Source organism: Conexibacter arvalis, assembly GCF_014199525.1.
GTDB lineage: Bacteria > Actinomycetota > Thermoleophilia > Solirubrobacterales > Solirubrobacteraceae > Conexibacter > Conexibacter arvalis.
Map to the genome: position 1 here is coordinate 1,534,080 of NZ_JACHNU010000001.1, position 18,251 is coordinate 1,552,330.

The 18,251-nt window shown below is 73.2% G+C and carries 14 protein-coding genes; 9 read left to right on the forward strand and 5 right to left on the reverse strand.

The features are described from left to right. Nucleotides 1–12 precede the first annotated feature (12 nt). The 8 genes from BDZ31_RS07225 to BDZ31_RS07260 all read left to right on the forward strand — a co-directional run bounded on the left by BDZ31_RS07225 (nt 13) and on the right by BDZ31_RS07260 (nt 10,107). Nucleotides 13–1,242: a cytochrome P450 gene (locus BDZ31_RS07225; RefSeq protein WP_183340399.1), complete on the forward strand. Its 1,230-nt coding sequence runs from the start codon at nt 13–15 to the stop codon at nt 1,240–1,242. Beyond that, a complete protein-coding gene (locus BDZ31_RS07230; RefSeq protein WP_183340401.1) occupies nt 1,239–2,255 on the forward strand; it encodes a VOC family protein in 1,017 nt (338 codons plus the stop codon). The genes BDZ31_RS07225 and BDZ31_RS07230 overlap by 4 nt, the downstream gene beginning before the upstream one ends. A 14-nt stretch (nt 2,256–2,269) precedes the next feature. Next, nucleotides 2,270–3,091, forward strand: a complete 822-nt coding sequence (locus BDZ31_RS07235; RefSeq protein ID WP_183340402.1) for an acetoacetate decarboxylase family protein — start codon at nt 2,270–2,272, stop codon at nt 3,089–3,091. 68 nt (nt 3,092–3,159) lie between these two features. Next, nucleotides 3,160–4,599, forward strand: a complete 1,440-nt coding sequence (locus BDZ31_RS07240; protein WP_183341063.1) for an aldehyde dehydrogenase family protein — start codon at nt 3,160–3,162, stop codon at nt 4,597–4,599. Beyond that, nucleotides 4,596–5,999, forward strand: coding sequence for an ArgE/DapE family deacylase (locus BDZ31_RS07245; RefSeq protein ID WP_183340405.1), 1,404 nt, complete (start codon nt 4,596–4,598; stop codon nt 5,997–5,999). The genes BDZ31_RS07240 and BDZ31_RS07245 overlap by 4 nt, the downstream gene beginning before the upstream one ends. Next, entirely contained in the window at nt 5,986–7,527 is a 1,542-nt protein-coding gene (locus BDZ31_RS07250) for an APC family permease (protein ID WP_183340407.1), read from the forward strand. Before BDZ31_RS07245 ends, BDZ31_RS07250 begins: the two co-directional genes overlap by 14 nt. A gap of 4 nt (nt 7,528–7,531) precedes the next feature. Then, nucleotides 7,532–9,043: an aldehyde dehydrogenase family protein gene (locus BDZ31_RS07255; RefSeq protein WP_183340409.1), complete on the forward strand. Its 1,512-nt coding sequence runs from the start codon at nt 7,532–7,534 to the stop codon at nt 9,041–9,043. A 125-nt stretch (nt 9,044–9,168) separates the two neighbouring features. Further along, the gene (locus tag BDZ31_RS07260) at nt 9,169–10,107 is read left to right on the forward strand and encodes a restriction endonuclease (RefSeq protein WP_183340412.1); all 939 of its coding nucleotides are present in this window, start codon (nt 9,169–9,171) and stop codon (nt 10,105–10,107) included. A 100-nt stretch (nt 10,108–10,207) separates the two neighbouring features. Here BDZ31_RS07260 and BDZ31_RS07265 read toward each other — a convergent pair whose 3' ends face one another. Next, on the reverse strand, nt 10,208–12,397 hold the full coding sequence (locus BDZ31_RS07265; RefSeq protein ID WP_183340414.1) for an MMPL family transporter: 2,190 nt from the start codon (nt 12,395–12,397) through the stop codon (nt 10,208–10,210). Nucleotides 12,398–12,539: 142 nt separating this feature from the next. Between BDZ31_RS07265 and BDZ31_RS07270 the strand changes: the two genes are divergently transcribed. Then, nucleotides 12,540–13,274 (forward strand): TetR/AcrR family transcriptional regulator, encoded by a 735-nt coding sequence (locus tag BDZ31_RS07270; protein ID WP_183340416.1) that lies wholly within the window; start codon nt 12,540–12,542, stop codon nt 13,272–13,274. Nucleotides 13,275–13,394: 120 nt separating this feature from the next. On the opposite strand, the gene BDZ31_RS07275 is transcribed toward BDZ31_RS07270, so the two are convergent. The 4 genes from BDZ31_RS07275 to BDZ31_RS07290 all read right to left on the reverse strand — a co-directional run bounded on the left by BDZ31_RS07275 (nt 13,395) and on the right by BDZ31_RS07290 (nt 18,204). Further along, nucleotides 13,395–13,826 carry an ArsR/SmtB family transcription factor gene (locus tag BDZ31_RS07275; RefSeq protein ID WP_183340418.1) on the reverse strand — a complete coding sequence of 144 codons (432 nt, stop codon included), beginning with the start codon at nt 13,824–13,826 and terminating at the stop codon, nt 13,395–13,397. A gap of 126 nt (nt 13,827–13,952) precedes the next feature. Then, nucleotides 13,953–14,585 (reverse strand): SRPBCC family protein, encoded by a 633-nt coding sequence (locus BDZ31_RS07280; RefSeq protein ID WP_183340420.1) that lies wholly within the window; start codon nt 14,583–14,585, stop codon nt 13,953–13,955. A 68-nt stretch (nt 14,586–14,653) separates the two neighbouring features. Then, a complete protein-coding gene (locus BDZ31_RS07285; RefSeq protein WP_183340422.1) occupies nt 14,654–15,787 on the reverse strand; it encodes an acetate/propionate family kinase in 1,134 nt (377 codons plus the stop codon). A 38-nt stretch (nt 15,788–15,825) separates the two neighbouring features. Beyond that, nucleotides 15,826–18,204, reverse strand: coding sequence for a phosphoketolase family protein (locus BDZ31_RS07290; protein WP_343075534.1), 2,379 nt, complete (start codon nt 18,202–18,204; stop codon nt 15,826–15,828). Between the last annotated feature and the right edge of the window lie 47 nt (nt 18,205–18,251).

Here is an 18,251-nt window from a genome sequence, read left to right on the forward strand (position 1 = left end):
GAGACCGAACCGATGCCGACCACCGAACGAATCGACCTCTCAAACCACGACCTGTTCGTCGACCGCGTCCCGTACGAGGCGTTCGCGGCGCTGCGCCGCCAGGAGGGGATCCACTGGAACCCGGAGGCGGAGGGGACCGGCTTCTGGGCCGTCACCCGCTACGACGACATCCGCGAGGTCCACCGCGATCCGGCGACCTACTCCTCGGAGATCGGCGGGACCTCGCTGGAGGATCTCGAGCCCGAGCACGTCGAGTCGCGCAAGTCGATGATCGACATGGACCCGCCGCGCCACGACGTGCTGCGCGGGCTGATCAACCGGCGCTTCACGCCGCGGGCGGTGCAGGTGTGGGCCGACCAGGTCCGGCGCGTCACCAACGAGGTGATAGACGCCGCCTTCGCGAAGGGCCCCGAGTTCGACTTCGTCAGAGAGATCTCCTCCGAGGTCCCGATGCAGGTCTTCGCCGAGATCCTCGGCGTGCCGCAGTCGGAGCGGCGCGAGATCATCGAGATCGGCGACCGCCTGCTCGGCAACGCCGACCCCGAGTACGCCGCCGAGGTCCCCGACGACGACTCCCACCGCCACCTGCCGTTCTCCTCGCCGGCGGCGCTGGAGATGTTCGCCTTCGGCCGGCGGCTGGCCGACGCGCGCCGCAGGGAGCCGCGCGACGACATCATCACCCAGCTGGTCGAGGCCGACCTGACCCAGCAGGAGTTCGACGTCTACTTCGTGCTGCTGGCGACGGCCGGCAACGAGACGACGCGCCACACGATCTCGCACGGCCTCGACGCGCTGCTCGCCAACCCCGAGCAGATGGAGCTGCTGAGACGCGAGCCGTCGCCGGAGCTGTTCAGATCGATGGCCGACGAGATGCTGCGGTGGGCGACGCCGGTCCACCACTTCCGCCGCACCGCGACGGTCGACGCCGAGCTGGCCGGCACCGAGATCAAGGCCGGCGACAAGGTCACGACCTGGTTCGTCTCCGGCAACCGCGACGAGGCGGTCTTCGACGACCCGGAGACCTTCGACGTCACGCGCACGCCCAACCGCCACATGGCGTTCGGTCCCGGCGGCGTCCACCACTGCCTCGGCTCGCACCTGGCGAAGATGGAGATCGGGATCGTCTACGAGCAGCTGCTGCCGCGCGTCGCCGAGATCGAGCTGGCCGGGCCGGTCGAGCGGCTGCGCTCGAACTTCTTCAACGGCATCAAGCGGATGCCGGTGCGGGTGACGCCGGCATGATCGCCCTGCACCGCATCGACCACGCCGCCCTGCGCGTCGCCGACCTCGACGAGGCCGCCCGCCGCTGGGCGCTCCAGTTCGGGCTGACCGAGCGGATGCGCGCCGACGGCCGCGTCGCGCTCTCCTGCGACGACGAGCCGCTGGCGCTCGAGCTGGTGGAATCGGCCGGCGGCGAGCCCGCGAACCGGGCCGCCTTCGACGCCGGCGGCCCCGGCTTCGACCACGTCGGCTGGGAGCTGGCGCGCGACTGCACGCTCGACGACGCCGCCGCCCACCTCGACGGGCTCGGGATCGCCTTCGAGCGCGTCGCGGGGATCGGCGACCGCGCCGGTGGCGAGGCGCTGCGGCTGCGCGACCTGGAGGGCAACGGCCACGAGCTGCTGCCCTACCGCGCGCCGGAGAGCCGGCTGACGCCGTACGCGCGTCCGGCCGGGACGCTGCCGGTCGGCCATCCGCGCAAGCTCGGCCACGTCAACTTCCTGACCGGGTCGATCAAGGCGCAGCTCGCCTTCTACGTCGACGCGCTCGGGATGCGGCTGACCGACTGGCTCGGCGACGGCGGCGCGTGGCTGCACGTCAACCCCGACCACCACGTGATGGCGCTGGTCGACAAGGGCTACAGCCACTTCCACCACCTCGCCCTCGACGTCGTCGACATCGGTCAGATGCGCGCCGCGCTCGACCACCTCGGCCGTCACGGCCGCTGGCTCGGCTGGGGGCCGACGCGCCACGGCGTCGGCGGCAACATCGCCTCCTACGTGCGGATCGTCGAGGAGGAGTGCTTCGTCGAGCTCTACTGCGACATGGAGATCCTGCGCGCCGACCACGAGCCGCGCGAGTGGCCCGACGACCGCTACTCCTCCAACACCTGGGGCCCGCTGCCGCCGCGCTCCTACTTCCGCTTCGACGCGGTCGCGATCGCCTCCGAGCGCGAGTCGCTGGAGTCGCTCGGCACGCCGCTGCCGCCGGCCGACGCCGCGCCGGTCCCGACCACCGCCACCGCACCCTCCTGACCCGAAGGACCGTCATGTCGCTGAACGGCTACTCACTGCCCCGCTCGCCGCTCGGCGAGGCCAACCTCGTCCCCGCGCCGCCGTGGCACTACGTCGGCGACTTCCTCGTGATCGACTACTGGGCCGATCCCGAGGCGGTCGCCGCGGTCCTGCCGCCCGGCCTGGAGCCGCTGCCCGACGACCCGGGCGCCTGCGCGGCGCTGTTCGTCGACTGGCAGTCGTGCAGCGACGGCGGCGAGGAGCTGACCGACCCGTCGCGCTCGCAGTACAAGGAGTTCTTCGTCGTCGTCAACGCGCTGCTCGACGGCGAGCAGGTGACGACCTGCCCCTACATCTGGGTCGACCAGGACTTCGCGCTCGCGCGCGGCTGGGTGCAGGGCTTCCCGAAGAAGCTCGGCGACATCTGGATCACGCGCGCCTTCGACCTGAACGTCACCGCCGCGCCGGGCCTCGCCGCCGGCTCGCGGATCGGCGGGACCTGCTCGGCCCGCGGCCGCCGGCTCGCGGAGGGCTGCGTCACGCTGACCGGGCCGAGCGACGGCGGGCCGGTCCACAACGACGCTCCGCTCGTCAACGTGCGCTACTTCCCGCGGCTGGCCGCCGGCCGGCACGAGAGCCCGGCCGTCCACGAGCTGGTGCGGGCAAAGTCGTACGACCGCTCGATCTCGCAGGTGTGGGAGGGCGACGCCGAGCTGGAGCTGTTCGCCGCGCCCGGCGAGGAGCACGCGGCGCTCGCGCCGACGCGCGTCGGGAAGGGCTATCGCTTCACCTTCGCGTACACGATCGACGACCTCGAATCGGTGCGTTCGTACGCCGCCGAGGAGGTGTCGTCGTGAGCGCGGCGGCGGAGCGGCAGGCGGGGGCCGGCCCGGCGGGCGGGACGGGCACGGGCGGGACCCGCGCCGTGGTCGCCGGCGTCGAGGTTCCGACCGACCACTTCATCGGCGGCGAGTGGGTCGCCAGCGCCGAGCGCTTCGACGACATCTCGCCGATCGACGAGACCGTGATCGCGCGGGTGTCGCGCGCCGGCGAGGCCGAGGTCGACCGCGCGGTCCGCGCCGCGCACGACGCCTTCCCGGCCTGGGCGGCGCTCGGCCCGGCCGGTCGCGCCGCGCACCTGCACCGGCTGGCCGACGCGATCGAGGCCAACGTCGGGCGGCTCGCCGCCGTCGAGTGCGCCGACATGGCGATGCTGCTGGAGTCGCTGCGGCTGCGCGTGATCGCGCGCGGGGCGGCCAACTACCGCTCCTACGCCGACCTCGCCGTCTCCTACGAGGAGCGCGACTGGCGCTCGAAGGGGACGTGGAACCGCGTCCAGCGGATGCCGGCCGGCCCGGCCGCGGTGATCACGCCGTGGAACGCGCCGTTCATGCTGTCGACCTGGAAGACCGCGCCGGCGCTGGCGGCCGGCTGCACGGTCGTGCTGAAGCCGGCCGAGTGGTCGCCGCTCGCCTGCGCGCTGCTGGCCGAGCTGGCCTCCGAGGCCGGCCTGCCGCCCGGCGTCTTCAACGTCGTGCAGGGGATCGGCGAGGAGGCCGGGGCGGCGCTCGTCCGCCACCCGCTGATCCGCCGCGTCTCCTTCACCGGCTCGCCCGACGCCGCCCGCCACATCGGCGTCTCCGCGGCCCGGAACCTCGTCCCGTTCACCGGCGAGCTGGGCGGCAAGGGGCCGCTGATCGTCTTCGACGACGCCGACCTCGACGCCGCCGCGAAGAAGGCCGCCGGCCAGTACGACGACTCCGGCCAGGTCTGCCTCGCCGGCACGCGGCTGCTCGTGCAGGCGTCGATCCGGGACGAGTTCCTGAAGCGCTTCCACGCGCACGCCGACGCGCACGTGCTCGGCGACCCGCGCGACCCCGCGACGACGATCTCGCCGCTGATCCACCCCGACCACCTCGCGCGCGTCGAGGCGTTCGTCGCGCGGGCGCGCGAGGCCGGCGACACGGTCGTGCGCGGCGGCAGATGGGTCGGCGACGGCCTCCACTACGAGCCGACGCTGATCGAGCCGAAGTCCAACGACTCCGAGATCGTCCAGCGCGAGGTCTTCGGGCCGGTGCTGACCTTCCAGACCTTCGCCGACGAGGAGGAGGCGGTCGCGCTCGCCAACAGCACCGAGTACGGGCTGAGCGGGATCGTCTACACCTCCTCGATGGGGCGCGCCGACCGGATCGGGCGGCGGATCCGCGCCGGGATCGTGTGGGTCAACACCTTCCTCGTGCGCGACCTGACGGCGCCGTTCGGCGGCGTCGGCATCTCCGGCATCGGCCGCGAGGGCGGCGACTACGCGCTCGACTTCTACAGCGACCTGAAGACGCTCCAGATCCTCGACGGAAGCGTGGGATGAGCCTGGGCGCGAGCGACATCCCACGCGGCGGCGCGGCACCTTCGCCGGCGCAGATCGACGCCGCCGTCGCGGCCGAGCGGGAGTGGATGGAGGCGCTGCTCGTGCGGCTGGTCGAGGCGCCCACGACCCTGGGCGCCGAGGAGGCCGGGCAGGCGGTCATGGAGGCCGCATTCGCCGACTGCGGCCTCACGCCCCGCTCGGTCGCGCTCGATGCCGACGCGCTGCGCGCCGACCCGCACTCCTCGCCGTTCTCGTGGAGCGTCGAGGGGAAGCGGAACGTGGTCGCGGCGTGGGACGGCGCGGGCGGCGCGCCGGTCGCGGGCGGCGCGCTTGCGGCCGACGGCACCCGCCGTGCCCGCTCGCTGATCCTCAACGGCCACGTCGACGTCGTCCCGCCGGCGAGCGCGAGCCTGTGGACCGGCGACCCGTTCAGAGCCCGCCGCGACGGCGACTGGCTCTACGGCCGCGGCGCCGGCGACATGAAGGCCGGGCTGGTCGCGATGACCGGCGCGATCCGCGCGCTGCGAAGACTCGGCGTCGAGCTGGCCGGGCGCGTCGAGCTGCAGTCGGTGGTGGAGGAGGAGTGCACCGGCAACGGCGCGCTCCAGTGCCTGCTCGACGGCTCTCGCGCCGACGCCTGCGTCATCACCGAGCCCCATCCCGACCACTTCACCGTCGCGCAGGTCGGCGTGCTGTGGTTCCACGTCGACGTCCGCGGCGTGCCGGCCCATGCCGCGCGCGCGTCGACCCTTGGCTTCAACGCGATCGAGGCCGCGTACGGGCTGCTCGGCGCGCTGCGCGAGCTGGAGGCCGAGCTGAACGCCGACCCGCCGGCCCCCTACGACGGCTTCGCGCACCCGATCAACCTCAACCCGGGGATCGTCGCCGGCGGCGACTGGACCTCCACCGTCGCCGCCGAGTGCACGCTGTCGTGCCGCCTTGGGCTCTACCCGGGCGAGACGCCCGAGCGGGCGAGAGCGCGGGTCGAGGAGACGATCGCCCGCGCGGCCGCCGCCGACCCGGTCCTGCGCGACCATCCGCCGATCGTCCGCTACGACGGCTTCGCCTGCGAGGGCGCGGTCGTCTCGCGCGAGGAGCCGGTCGTGCGCGAGCTGGCCGCCGCCTACGAGCGCGTCCGCGGCGCGCCGCCCCGCCTGGAGGCGACGACCGCGACGACCGACGCGCGGCACTTCGTCCGTCACGGCATCCCAGCCATCTGCTTCGGCCCCCGCGCGGAGGAGATCCACGGCATCGACGAGCGCGTCTCGCTCTCGTCGCTCGCCGAGGTCGCGCGGGTGCTGGCGTCATTCGTCCCGATGTGGTGCGGGACGGTCAACGAGGAGGTGCGGCCCGCGCTCGCGCGTGCCGCCCACGGAGAGGAGAGCGATGTCTGTCGCTGACACAGCCGCCGTCCCGACGGGGCCGGCGAGCGAGGGGCGCCTGCACCGGCGGGCCCTTGGCACGTGGGACCTGGTCTTCTTCATCGTCGCCGCGTCGGCGCCGCTGACCGCCGTCGCCGGCGGCCAGGCGGCGACCTACCTGGTGACCGGGAACATGGGCATCCCGTTCCTGTTCATCCCGCTCGCCGCCGTGCTCGGCGTCTTCGCCGTCGGCTACGCGGCGATGAGCCGCTACGTCGCCGACGCCGGCGCCTTCTACACCTACGTCGCGCGTGGTCTCGGCAAGATCCCGGCGGTCGGCGCGGCATTCGTCGCGCTGATCTCCTACAACGCGATGCAGATGGGGATCTACGGCCTCTTCGGCGTCGCGTTCGGCGCGTTCATGGCCGACAGAGTCGGGATCACGCTCGAGTGGTACTGGTGGTGCCTGATCGGCGGGGCGATCGTCGCCACGCTCGGCGTCCTGCAGGTCGACCTCAACGCGCGCGTGCTGGCGCTCGTGCTGATCCTCGAGGTCATCATCGTCGCGATCTTCGACTTCGCGGTGCTCGCCGATCCCGGCCCGGAGGGGATCACCTTCCTCGGCTTCGACCCGAGCGAGGCGACCGGCGCCGCGCTCGGCGCCGCGCTGACCTTCTGCGTCGCGTCGTTCGTCGGCTTCGAGTCGGCGGCGATCTACTCGGAGGAGTGCAAGGACCCGAAGCGGACGGTCGCGCGCGCGACGCTGATCGGCGTCGCGATCATCGGCGGCTTCTACGCGATCTCGTCGTGGCTGCTGGCCAACTCGGTCGGCCCGCACACGATGGTCGACCCCGAGGCGCTGATGAGAGCGGGCTTCACGACCCCCGACGGGGCCGCGCCCGACCCGACGACGGTGCTGATAGGCGCCGGCGGCGACCGGCTCGGCGCCTTCTGGGCCGACTCCGCCTCGCTGCTGTTCGCGACCTCGCTGTTCGCGGCGGTGCTCGCCTTCCACAACGCCGTCGCGCGCTACTTCTTCGCGCTCGGCCGCGAGGGCGTCTTCCCGTCGGCCTTCGCGAAGGTCAGCTCCCGCACCGGCTCGCCGTTCGTCGGCTCGATCGTCCAGTCGACGCTCGCGCTGATCGTCGTCGGCGCCTTCGCGATCGCCGGCAAGGACCCGGTCCTGCACCTGTTCACGTGGCTGACCAACCTCGGCGCGCTCGGCGTGCTGCTGCTGATGGCGATCACCTCGTTCGCGGTCGTCGCCTTCTTCCGCAAGCGGCCCGGGCTCGACGTCACGCCGTGGCGCGGCCGGATCGCGCCTGCGATCGCCGGCGTCTTCCTGACCGCGATCCTCGTGATCGGGCTGCTCAACTACAACGTCCTGATCACCAGCGCGATCGACGCGCCGATGGACGACATGACGATCATCCTGCCGCTGATCCTGTTCGGCGGCGGCATCCTTGGCCTCCTCGTCGGCGCCTGGACGAAGTCCGCGCGCCCGGCGGTCTACGCCCACATCGGCGAGGCGAGCCCCGAGGAGATCATCGAGGCGAAGGAGGGCTGACGGGATGGCGGTGACGGTGCGGGAGACGGCGGCGCGCGGTGACTCGGAGGGCGAGCGGCGGGCGCGGGCGTTCGCGGCGCGCGAGCACGGCGCGCTGATCGACGGCCGGCTCGACCCCCTGGAGGGAGCCGAGCGGCCGGCCGTCGAGGATCCGGCGACGGAGGCGGCGCTCGGCGCCGTCCCGCTCGCCGACGGCGCCGCCGTCGACCGCGCCGTCGCGGCGGCGCGGCGGGCGTGGGAGGACGGCCGCTGGTCGGGGCTCAACCCGGCCGAGCAGGAGACGGTCCTGCGCCGCGCCGCCGCGCTCGTGCGCGAGCACGGCGACGAGCTGGCGTGGCTGGAGACGCTCGACAACGGCAAGACGCTGACCGAGGCGCGCGGCGACGTCGGCGGCGTCGCCGCGGTGCTCGACTACTACGCCGGCTGGCCGTCGAAGCTGGCCGGCGCCGTCCACGCGACCGACCGCCGCTTCCTGGCGCTGTCGGTCGGCGAGCCGGTCGGCGTCTGCGCCCAGATCGTGCCGTGGAACTACCCGTTGCTGATGGCGTCGTGGAAGCTCGGACCGGCGCTGGCGGCCGGCTGTACGGTCGTGCTGAAGCCGGCCGAGCAGACGCCGCTGAGCGCGCTGCGGCTCGGCGAGCTGCTGCTCGAGGCCGGGCTGCCGGAGGGCGTCGTCAACGTGCTGCCCGGCGACGGGCGGGCCGGGGCGGCGCTGTCGGCCCATCCCGGCGTCCACAAGGTCGCGTTCACCGGCTCGACGGCGGTCGGTCGCGCGGTGATGGCCGCCGGCGCGCCGACCGTCAAGCGGGTGACGCTCGAGCTGGGCGGCAAGAACCCGAACGTCGTCTTCGCCGACGCCGACCTCGACGCGGCGCTGGAGGGCGCGCTCGGCGGCGCCTTCGAGAACCAGGGCCAGGCATGCATCGCCGGCTCGCGGCTGCTGGTCGAGCGCGCCGCGCACGACGAGCTGGTCGCGCGGCTGGCCGAGCGGGCGGCGGCGCTGAAGGTCGCGCCCGGCTGGGAGGAGGGCGCCGAGATGGGGCCGCTCGTCTCCGCCGGCCAGCTCTCGCGCGTGCTCGGCTACGTCCGCGGCGCGGCGGAGGAGGGGGCGCGGATCGCGACAGCGGCCGATCCGCGCGCGGCGTTCGCGGACGGCCCCGGCCACTTCATGGCGCCGACCGTCGTCGGCGGCGTGACGCCGGCGATGACGATCTTCCGCGAGGAGGTCTTCGGCCCGGTCGTGACGGTCACCCCGTTCGACTCCGAGGCCGAGGCGATCGCGCTCGCCAACGACACCGACTACGGCCTCTCGGCCGGCGTCTGGACCCGCGACGTCTCGCGCGCCGTGCGCGCCGCCAGAGCGATCCGCGCCGGCACCGTCTGGGTCAACGCCTACGGCTCGATCCGCCCCGAGGTCCCGTTCGGCGGCATCGGCCAGTCGGGCCTCGGCCGCGAGCTCGGCGCCGCCGCCCTCGGCGCCTACCGCGAGACGAAGTCGATCTTCATCGCGGAGTAGGGAGGGCCGCGCCGGGCCGCGCGCTGAGCTGCGTCGATCTGCACTCCTCAGAGGGGTACGGACCGACGCAGGTCGCGGCGCGGCGCCGCGTGAACGCGTCATTGGCAGTTAGGCTGCTCACGGCCATGGCCGTTCCCGATTTCCAAACGATCATGCGCCCACTGCTTGTCGCCTTGGATGATGGGGATGAGCATGCGGTCGCATCGATCCGCGCGCGGCTCGCGCGCGAGTTCAACCTCACGGAGCATGATCTTGCGGAAGAACTCCCGAGCGGTCGTGCCAAGACATTCGCGAATCGGGTCGGCTGGGCCACGACCTATCTTTATCGCTGCAGATTGATCGAACGACCGCGTCGCTCCGTGTATCGCATCGCCGATCGCGGGCGCGAGGTGCTGATCGCCGAACCCGTTCGAATCGACCTCAGAGTTCTCAGCCAGTTCCCTGAGTTTCACGACTTTCGACGACCGAGGACGGACTCGACCAAGCCGCTCGGTGATGGCAAGGTAGAGGCGGCGGATCTCGACGCGACTCCCGAGGAGCGGGTGTCAGGAGCGTATCGCGAGCTGCGTTCTGCGCTTGCCGAGGACCTTCTCGACCGGATTCTCGATCAAACGCCCGTCTTCTTCGAGCAGCTTGTCCTTGATGTCCTCCACGCGATGGGATACGGCGGCAGTCGCGCTGACGCTGCGGAACGACTCGGGGGAACCGGCGATGAGGGCGTCGACGGCGTGATCAGAGAGGACCGCCTCGGCCTCGACGTCATCTACGTGCAAGCCAAGCGGTGGTCCCGCGAGCGGACGGTGAAGCGGCCGGACATCCAGCAGTTCGTCGGAGCGCTGCATGGAAAACACGCGGCGAAGGGCGTCTTCATCACGACTTCTTCCTTTTCGAGAGGGGCGACGGATTACGCGGCAAGCGTCAATTCGCGCGTGATCCTCATTGACGGGAAGGAGCTGGCTCAGCTGATGATCGACTACGACGTTGGTGTCTTTGTCGCTGAGCGTTTCGAGTTGAAGAAGGTCGACTCCGACTACTTCTCGCCTGACGACGACGGCGCCGCCTGAGAACGACGAAGGGCCGGGAGCGGCGTCGCTCCCGGCCCTGTCCGGCGCGGCAGGGTCGCGGCCGGCGGATCGCCGCCGGCCGCGCGCTCGAGCCGTCCGTCTAGCCGACCTTCTCCTTCTCGGCCTCGCGGGCGATCTTCGCCTCCAGCTCGGCCTCGGTGCCGGCGTCGACCTCGTGGCCGTCGAGCGAGATGTTCGGGATCACCTTGTCGAGCCAGTCCGGCATCCACCAGGCCTTGTCGCCGAGCAGCTGGACGACCGCCGGGGCGATCACGAGCCGCACGACGAGCACGTCTATGAGGATCGCCAGGCCGAGGCCGAGGCCCATCATCTTCGCGATCACGTCGGGCTGCGAGACGAAGGCGAGGAAGACCGACGCCATGATCAGGCCGGCGAAGAGGATGACCTTGCCGATCCGCGAGACGCCGTGGACCACCGACTCGCGCGGGCCGTCGCCCTCGTGGTACGCCTCGCGGACCCGGGAGAGCAGGAAGACGTTGTAGTCCATGCTCAGGCCGAACAGGATCGCGAACAGCATCACGGGGATGAACGACACGATCGGGACGCCCGAGTCGGCGCCGATCAGGCTCGCGCCCCAACCCTGCTGGAAGACGAGCGTGATGATGCCGTAGGCCGCGCCGATCGACAGCAGGTTGAAGGCGGCCGAGACGAGCGGCACCCAGATCGAGCGGAAGGCCGCCATCAGCAGCAGGACCGAGAGGCCGATCACGACCGCGATGAAGACCGGCAGGCGCGAGGAGACCTTCGCGGAGAAGTCCTTGAAGCCCGGGGTCGCGCCGCCGACGAAGACCTCCAGGTCGCTGCCTGCGATCGCGCCGGGGATCACGTCCTCGCGCAGCGTGTCGACGAGCTCGTCGGTGCGCTCGTCCTGCGGCGCCGTTCTCGGGATCAGGAAGATCGTCGCCATCTCGCCGTCTCTCGACGGGGCCGCGGGCATCACGGCGGCGACGCCGTCGGTGCCTCTCAGCGCCTCCTCGAGTCTCGTCAGCTCCGCTCTCTGGTCGGTCCCTCTCTGGAGGTCGACCGCGATGAAGAACGGGCCGTTCGAGCCCGGCCCGAAGGCGGTCGCGAGCTGGTCGTAGGCCTTGCGCTGGGTCTTGGAGGTCGGCTGGTTGCCGTCGTCGGGCTGGCCGAGGCGCATGCTCGTGACCGGGATCGCGAGCGCGAGCAGCACGAGGCCGCCGAGCACGATCGAGAGCCACGGCCGCGCGGTGATGATCTCCGCCCAGCGGCTGAACGCCTTCGAGGGCAGCACGTGCTCGGCCTTCTTCGGTCTCAGCCGCTTCTTCAGCGCGCCGACCATGATCGGCAGGATCGTCAGCGACGAGACGACGACCGACGCGATGCCGATCGCCGAGCCGACGCCGAGCTTGCCGATCAGCGGGATGCCGATCACGAGCAGGCCGGCGATCGCGACCATCACGATCAGGCCGGCGGCGACGACGGAGGCGCCCGCTGTCGCGGCGGCCTTCGCCGACGCTCTCTCGGGCGAGTCGCCGGCGGCGACCTGCTCGCGGTAGCGGCCGATGATCAGGAGCGCGTAGTCGATGCCGGCGCCGAGGCCGAGCATCACGGCGATCGTCGTCGCGAACTCGGGCAGGCCGAGCGGCTTGGCGACGATCTGCAGCACGATCTGGCCGAACATGACGCCGAGCAGCGCGCCGACCAGCGTCGCGGCCATCGCGGCGCCGGAGCGGAAGAGGAGCGTCAGCAGCACGATCGCGATCGCGACGCCGATCAGCTCGCCGACCGGGACCTCCTGCTCGGAGGCGAGGTCGACGACGACGCCGCGCATCTCGACGTTGACGTCGCTGCCCTGGAGCGCCTCGTCGACCGTTCTCTCCAGCTCTCTGCCGTTCTCCGGCTCGACCTCGTCGAACCCAAGGTCGTAGCGGACGTCGGTCGACGCGATCGTCTCGTCTCTGGAGATCTGCCCGAACGGGTCGCCGACCTCGGCGACGCCGTGGAGCCCTCTCACCTCGGTCAGCGTTCTCTCGATCGCCGCTCTGTTCTCGGCGCTCGTGAGCGTCCCGTCTCTGACCGAGAAGACGAGCGTCGCGTCGACGCCCGCGAGCGCCGGGGCATGGGCTCTGAAGAGGTCGGTCGCCTGCTGGGACTCGGTGCCCGGGATCTCGAAGTCGTCGGCCGGCATGCCGCCGACCGAGCCGGCGATCCCCCCGAGCACGAAGACGGTCAGAAGCGCGAACGCGAGGCTGCGCTTCCAGTGGGCTGTCAAGGCGCGGGCTATTCGCGCGAGGAACGACGACATCCGGGCTCCTGATCGGTGTCGGGGGTGGAGAGGGCGCAAAAAGCGCCGGCGCACGGTATCACAGACGATGTAAACTTGCAGGAGATGCAACTTTGCGTCGGTGGAACGGATGCAGCCTGTGCGAAACGGCTAGGCTCCTGACATGAACGAGGCGACCGGTGGTGCGACGGGCAAGGAGGCGCTCTCGGCCGGCGCGCTGGGCGCCGCCGCCTACTCCGCCGGCGTGCGTCCCGGGCTGCGCGAGCGCAAGAAGCTGCGCACCTACGAGACGATCGCGGCCTGCGCGCTGGAGCTGTTCGACCGGCAGGGCTTCCGAGCGACCACGATCGCGCAGATCGCCGACGCCGCCGACGTCTCGCCCCGCACCGTCTCGGCCTACTTCCCGGCCAAGGAGGATCTGCTCTTCCCCCATCAGGAGCAGGCCTTCCGGCAGCTCGAGCAGCGCCTCGTCGACCGTCCTCCCGGGCAGTGGGCGACCGACGCGCTGCGCGCCTGGATCGAGGAGCTGTTCGAGGAGGTCGACGCCAAGCACGAGCACGAGCGCGAGCTGGCTCGCCGCCGCGTGATCGACGCCGACGAGTCGCTGCGCGCCTACGAGCGCCACCAGATGGAGCGCGCCGAGCAGGTCTTCGCGACGGCGGTCGCCAAGGACCTCGGCGCCGAGCCGGGCGACGTCGCCGCGCAGCTCGCCGCCGCGGCGGCCGTCGGTGCGCTGGCGGCGATCGGCAGGTTCCACGACGAGCACGAGATGGCCGACCCGGCCGCCCATCGCGACGCCGCGCTCGCGCTCGTCGACCAGGCGATCGTCTTCCTCAGCGGCGGCATCCGTGAGCTGCGCGCCCACCGCGGCGAGCCGCCGCTGACCGCGCAGGGGTAGAGCGGGCGCGCCGGACGGCGCGGCGGCGCGGGCCGTTCGGGGGCCGGCGGGCGATGTGGGCGCGGCGGCGCGGGCCGGTCAGGCGGAGCGGCGCACGGTCGGCGTGACGGTGTGGGCCGGTCAGGCGGAGCGGCGGCGCGCGGGCGGCTGCGCGGCGGCTTGCTCGGCGTCGGCGGCTCGGCGGGCGCGGCGGCCGCGGGCGACCTCGGTCTCCAGCGCGTCGAGCGGCTGGGCGAACGGCGCGAGCGGGTCGGCGAGCCGGGCGAGCCAGTCGCGCGCGGCGGCGAGGCCGGCCGCGTCGAGCGCGTAGATGCGCCGGGTTCCCTCGGCGCGCACGCGCACCAGCCCGGCGTCCCGCAGCGCCCTGAGGTGCTGCGAGACGGCCGGCTGCGAGATCGCCGTCCGCGCCTGCAGCTCCGCGACGACCTCGCCCGCCGTCCGCTCGCCGGCCGACAGCAGCTCGACGATCCGCCGCCGGTTCGGCTCGCCGAGCGCGTCGAAGAGCGCCTCCGGCGAGGGCTGCCCGGGCGCCGGGGCCGCCGCCGCGCTCATCGGCGCGCCCGCCGACCGCTTCGGCGCCTCCCTCGATCGCCTCGCCGCGTCTGGCGCGCTCATCACCGCGTCCGCCGGTCGGATCGCCGCGCCCGCCGTGCGCCGACAGCCTCCACCGCCGCGCTCCTACTCGGCGCCCGTGTAGAAGGCGACGGTGCGCTCGGCGGCCGCGTGCGCCGCGGTCGGGTCGTCGCCGTCGCCGATCGCGGCGTCGGCCCAGCCGGCGGCCGCCTCCTGGACGAACGCGACGCCCGCGGGCGTGGTGGGGAAGGCGAGGCCCGCCTCGCGGTCGACCGGCGCGCCGCTGTCGACGTGGAGACCGAGCCCCATCAGCCCGAGGTCCCAGCCGACGCCGACGGCGCCGGGGCCGAACTGGTCCCACATCTCGGGCGGGACGTGGGCCTCGTGGAGCAGCTCCAGCGTCGTGCCGTCGTCGGCCTCGGTCAGCCGGACCTCGAGCCACGACACCTGGCCGCCGTACTCCCATGTGACGGCGAACGACTCGGGCTCGTCGCAGCGCTCGACGACGCCGCCGGCGTTGCCCTCCAGCTGGTATCTGCCGCCGATCTCCAGCTCGCCGCTGATCGGCAGGAACCAGCGCGGGATCCGCTCGGCGTCGGTGATCGCGCTCCAGAGGTCGGCCTGGTCGGTGCGGTACGTGCGGCGGGCGATCGCGATGCGGGTCGGCGCGCCGTCGCGCGAGCCGGTGCGGACCTCGCGCGCCACCAGGCCCGCCGTCGCGACTGGGTCGTCGATCATCTCGCTCCTTCTATAAGCATGGACTTATATTAACGTAGCGTTCCGGGTCGGCGGGCGCAAGCGAGCGCTCACCGGCCGAGCGCCGCGGCGGTCTCGCGCGCGACCACCAGCTCCTCGCGCGCGCGGAGGACGAGCACGCGGATCCTCGCCCCCGCAGCGCCGATCTCGCCGTCGGCGCCGCGCGTCGCCGCGCGGTTGCGCGCGTCGTCGAGCGCGACGCCGAGGTGGGCGAGGCGGTCGGCGACGGCGGCGCGCAGCGGCGGCGAGTGCTCGCCGATCCCGGCGGTGAAGACGAGCGCGTCGAGCCCGCCGAGCGTCGTCGTCAGCGCCGCGACGGCGCCGGCGATGCCGCGCACGAATACGTCGACCGCCAGCCGCGCGTCGCGCGAGCCGCCGTCGGCCGCCGCCAGCAGCTCGCGCAGGTCGGCCGAGCCGGCGATGCCGAGCAGGCCGGAGCGGTGGTTGAGCGCGTCGTCGAGCTGCGCGGCGCCCAGCCCGGCGGCCTGTTGCAGGTACAGGAGGATGCCGGGATCCAGGGCGCCGGAGCGGGTCGCCATCGGCATCCCGTCGAGCGGCGTGAAGCCCATCGTCGTGTCGCACGAGCGGCCGTCGCGCACCGCCGTCGCCGAGCAGCCGCTGCCGAGGTGGCAGACGACCAGCCGCCGCGCCGCGGCCTCCCCGAGCAGCTCGCGCGCCCGCCCGGCGCACCACGCGACGCTCAATCCGTGGAAGCCGAACCGCCGGATCCCGTGGCGCTCGCGCCACTCGCGCGGAAGCGCGTAGGTCGCGGCGGCCGGGTCGAGCGTGCGATGGAAGGCGGTGTCGAAGCAGGCGACCTGCGGGACGTCCGGGAAGGCCTCGACCGCGGCGTCGATCCCCTCCAGCGCGGCGCGGTTGTGCAGCGGCGCCAGCCGCGCCGCCCGCTCGATCCCGGCGCGCACGTCGCCGTCGACGACGGCCGGCGCATCGAAGCGGCCGCCGCCGTGGACGACGCGATGGCCGACCGCGTCCGGCGCGCCGCCGGCGGCGTCGCGCAGCGCCCGTCGCAGCGCCTCGCCGTGGCGGCCGGGGCTGGCGCCGGGATCCCAGCGCTCCTCGCCGGCGTGCAGCAGCGCGCCGTCGGGGTCGTCGCCGATCCGCCGGCTGTCGACCAGCGCGTGCTTGAGGCTGCTCGACCCGGCGTTGACGACCAGCACGCGCATCGCAGCCCGCCGCGTCCGCGCCGCCGCCGGGCGGGCGGTCAGTCGCTCCAGACCCAGTCGCGGATCTCCGGCATGTCCTCGAGGTGCTCGCGCACGTAGGCGCGGTGCCGCGTCAGCTGCGTCGCGCACAGCCGCTCCAGCGCCGCGGCGCCGGCCGGCACCCGGCGGGCGCGGCGCAGCGCGTCGAGCACGAGGTGGTAGCGGCTCATCTCGTTCAGCACGACCATGTCGAACGGGGTCGTCGTCGTGCCCTGCTCGTTGAAGCCGTGGACGTGGAAGCGCGCCGCGTTCGGGCGCCCGTGGAGGACCTGGTGGAGCGCGCGGGCGTAGCCGTGGAAGGCGGTGACGACGTCGACCTCCGTGCCGAACAGCTCGACGAACCGCTCGTCGCTCATCGAGTGGGGGTGGAGCGGCGGGGGCGTCAGCGCCAGCAGATCGACGACGTTGACGACCCGCACGCGCAGCTCCGGCACGTGGCGCCGCAGCAGCCACGCCGCCGCGACGGTCTCCAGCGACGGCACGTCGCCGATGCAGGCGAGCACGACGTCGGGCTCGCGCGCGCCGTCGGCGGCGCCGCCTTCGGTCCCCGCCCAGCCCCAGGTCCCGGCGCCGGCGGCGCAGTGGGCGCGGGCGGCGTCGAGGCCGAGGTACTGCAGCTGCGGCTGCTTGTCGATCACGATCAGGTTGACGTAGTCGCGGCTGCGCAGGCAGTGGTCGGCGACCGACAGCAGGCAGTTGGCGTCGGGCGGCAGGTAGACGCGAACGACGTCGCCGCTCATCGAGATCATCGTGTCGATCAGGCCCGGCCCCTGGTGGCTGAAGCCGTTGTGGTCGTTGCGCCAGCAGGTCGAGGTCAGCAGCACGTTGAGCGAGGAGACCGGCGCGCGCCATGCCAGCCTGCGCGCCCCCTCGAGCCACTTCGTGTGCTGGATCGCCATCGAAGCCGAGACCATCGCGAACGCCTCGTAGGTCGCGAACATGCCGTGGCGGCCGGTCAGCAGGTAGCCCTCCAGCCAGCCCTGGCAGAGGTGCTCGGAGAGCACCTCCATCACGCGCCCGCCGGGACCGATCTTCTCGTCCTCGGGGCGGGCCTCCTCCAGCTCCCGCTCGGAGACCTCGAAGACGGCGCCGAGCCGGTTGGAGTTGGTCTCGTCGGGACAGAAGAGGCGGAAGTCGCGGGTCGTCTCGGTGCGGGCGTAGAGGTCGCGCAGCAGCTCGCCGAGCCGGCGCGTCGACTCCGCTCTCGTCGCCGCCGGCCCCGGCACGTCGACGGCGTAGCGGCCGTAGTCGGGCAGGTCGAGGTCGCGCAGCAGCCGGCCGCCGTTGGCGTACGGCGTCGAGCCGAGCCGTCTGTCGCCGCGCGGCGACAGCGCCGCCAGCTCCGGGATCAGCCGGCCGTGCTCGTCGAAGCGCGCCTGCGGGCGGTAGCCGCGCATCCACGCCTCCAGCTGGGCGAGGTGCTCGGGGTTCTCGCGCACGTTCGGGAGCGGGACCTGGTGGGCGCGGAAGGTCCCCTCGACCGGCTTGCCGTCGACGACCTTCGGGCCGCTCCAGCCCTTCGGCGTGCGCAGGACGATCGCCGGCCAGCGCGGCAGGCCCGAGCCGCTGCGGCCGCCGGCGTGCGCGCCGGCGCGGGCGACCTGCTGGATCGCGCGGATCTCGTCGTAGGCGGCGTCGAGCGCCGAGGCGAAGAGGGCGTGGACCTCGCGCGGGTCGTCGCCGGCGACCTCGGCCGGCGCCCAGCCGTGGGCGCGCAGCAGCGCGTGGACCTCCTCGTCGGGGACGCGGCCGAGCACGGTCGGGCCGGAGATCTTGTTCTCGTTGAGGTGGAGGATCGGCAGCACGGCGCCGTCGCGGCGCGGGTCGAGGAAGCGGACGCCCTTCCACGAGCCCTCCAGCGGGCCGGTCTCGGCCTCGCCGTCGCCGACGGTGCACGCGACGATCAGGTCGGGGTTGTCGAAGGCGGCGCCGAAGGCGTGGACGAGCGCGTAGCCGAGCTCGCCGCCCTCGTGGATCGAGCCGGGGACGGGGACGCTGACGTGGCTGGGGATCCCGCCGGGCGTCGAGAACTGCCGCACCAGGCGCCGCAGCCCGTCGAGGTCCCGGCCGACCTCCGGGTAGACCTCCGACCACGTCCCCTCCATGTAGGTGTTGGCGACGATCGCGGGGCCGCCGTGGCCCGGGCCGGTGATGTTGAGGACGGCGGCGTCGGTGCGGCGGATCAGCCGGTTGAGCTGCGCGTAGACGAGGTTGAGGCCCGGGGAGGTGCCCCAGTGGCCGAGCAGCCGCGGCTTGATGTGGGCCGGGGCGAGCGGCTCGCGCAGGAGCGGGTTCTCCTGCAGGTAGATCTGCGCGACCGTCAGGTAGTTCGCCGTCTCCCACCAGGCGACGAGGTCGTCCAGCTCGCTCGCGTCCACGCCCCCGAGCCTTCCCACCGCGCGCCCCCTTGACGCCCCGCCGCTCC

What these genes read in the sequence shown, in the direction of transcription:
- BDZ31_RS07225 (WP_183340399.1), top strand. Translation starts at nt 13, where the DNA reads ATGCCGACCACCGAACGAATCGACCTCTCAAACCACGACCTGTTCGTC.
- BDZ31_RS07230 (WP_183340401.1), top strand. Translation starts at nt 1,239, where the DNA reads ATGATCGCCCTGCACCGCATCGACCACGCCGCCCTGCGCGTCGCCGAC.
- BDZ31_RS07235 (WP_183340402.1), top strand. Translation starts at nt 2,270, where the DNA reads ATGTCGCTGAACGGCTACTCACTGCCCCGCTCGCCGCTCGGCGAGGCC.
- BDZ31_RS07245 (WP_183340405.1), top strand. Translation starts at nt 4,596, where the DNA reads ATGAGCCTGGGCGCGAGCGACATCCCACGCGGCGGCGCGGCACCTTCG.
- BDZ31_RS07250 (WP_183340407.1), top strand. Translation starts at nt 5,986, where the DNA reads ATGTCTGTCGCTGACACAGCCGCCGTCCCGACGGGGCCGGCGAGCGAG.
- BDZ31_RS07255 (WP_183340409.1), top strand. Translation starts at nt 7,532, where the DNA reads ATGGCGGTGACGGTGCGGGAGACGGCGGCGCGCGGTGACTCGGAGGGC.
- BDZ31_RS07260 (WP_183340412.1), top strand. Translation starts at nt 9,169, where the DNA reads ATGGCCGTTCCCGATTTCCAAACGATCATGCGCCCACTGCTTGTCGCC.
- BDZ31_RS07265 (WP_183340414.1), bottom strand. Translation starts at nt 12,397, where the DNA reads ATGTCGTCGTTCCTCGCGCGAATAGCCCGCGCCTTGACAGCCCACTGG.
- BDZ31_RS07270 (WP_183340416.1), top strand. Translation starts at nt 12,540, where the DNA reads ATGAACGAGGCGACCGGTGGTGCGACGGGCAAGGAGGCGCTCTCGGCC.
- BDZ31_RS07275 (WP_183340418.1), bottom strand. Translation starts at nt 13,826, where the DNA reads ATGAGCGCGGCGGCGGCCCCGGCGCCCGGGCAGCCCTCGCCGGAGGCG.
- BDZ31_RS07280 (WP_183340420.1), bottom strand. Translation starts at nt 14,585, where the DNA reads ATGATCGACGACCCAGTCGCGACGGCGGGCCTGGTGGCGCGCGAGGTC.
- BDZ31_RS07285 (WP_183340422.1), bottom strand. Translation starts at nt 15,787, where the DNA reads ATGCGCGTGCTGGTCGTCAACGCCGGGTCGAGCAGCCTCAAGCACGCG.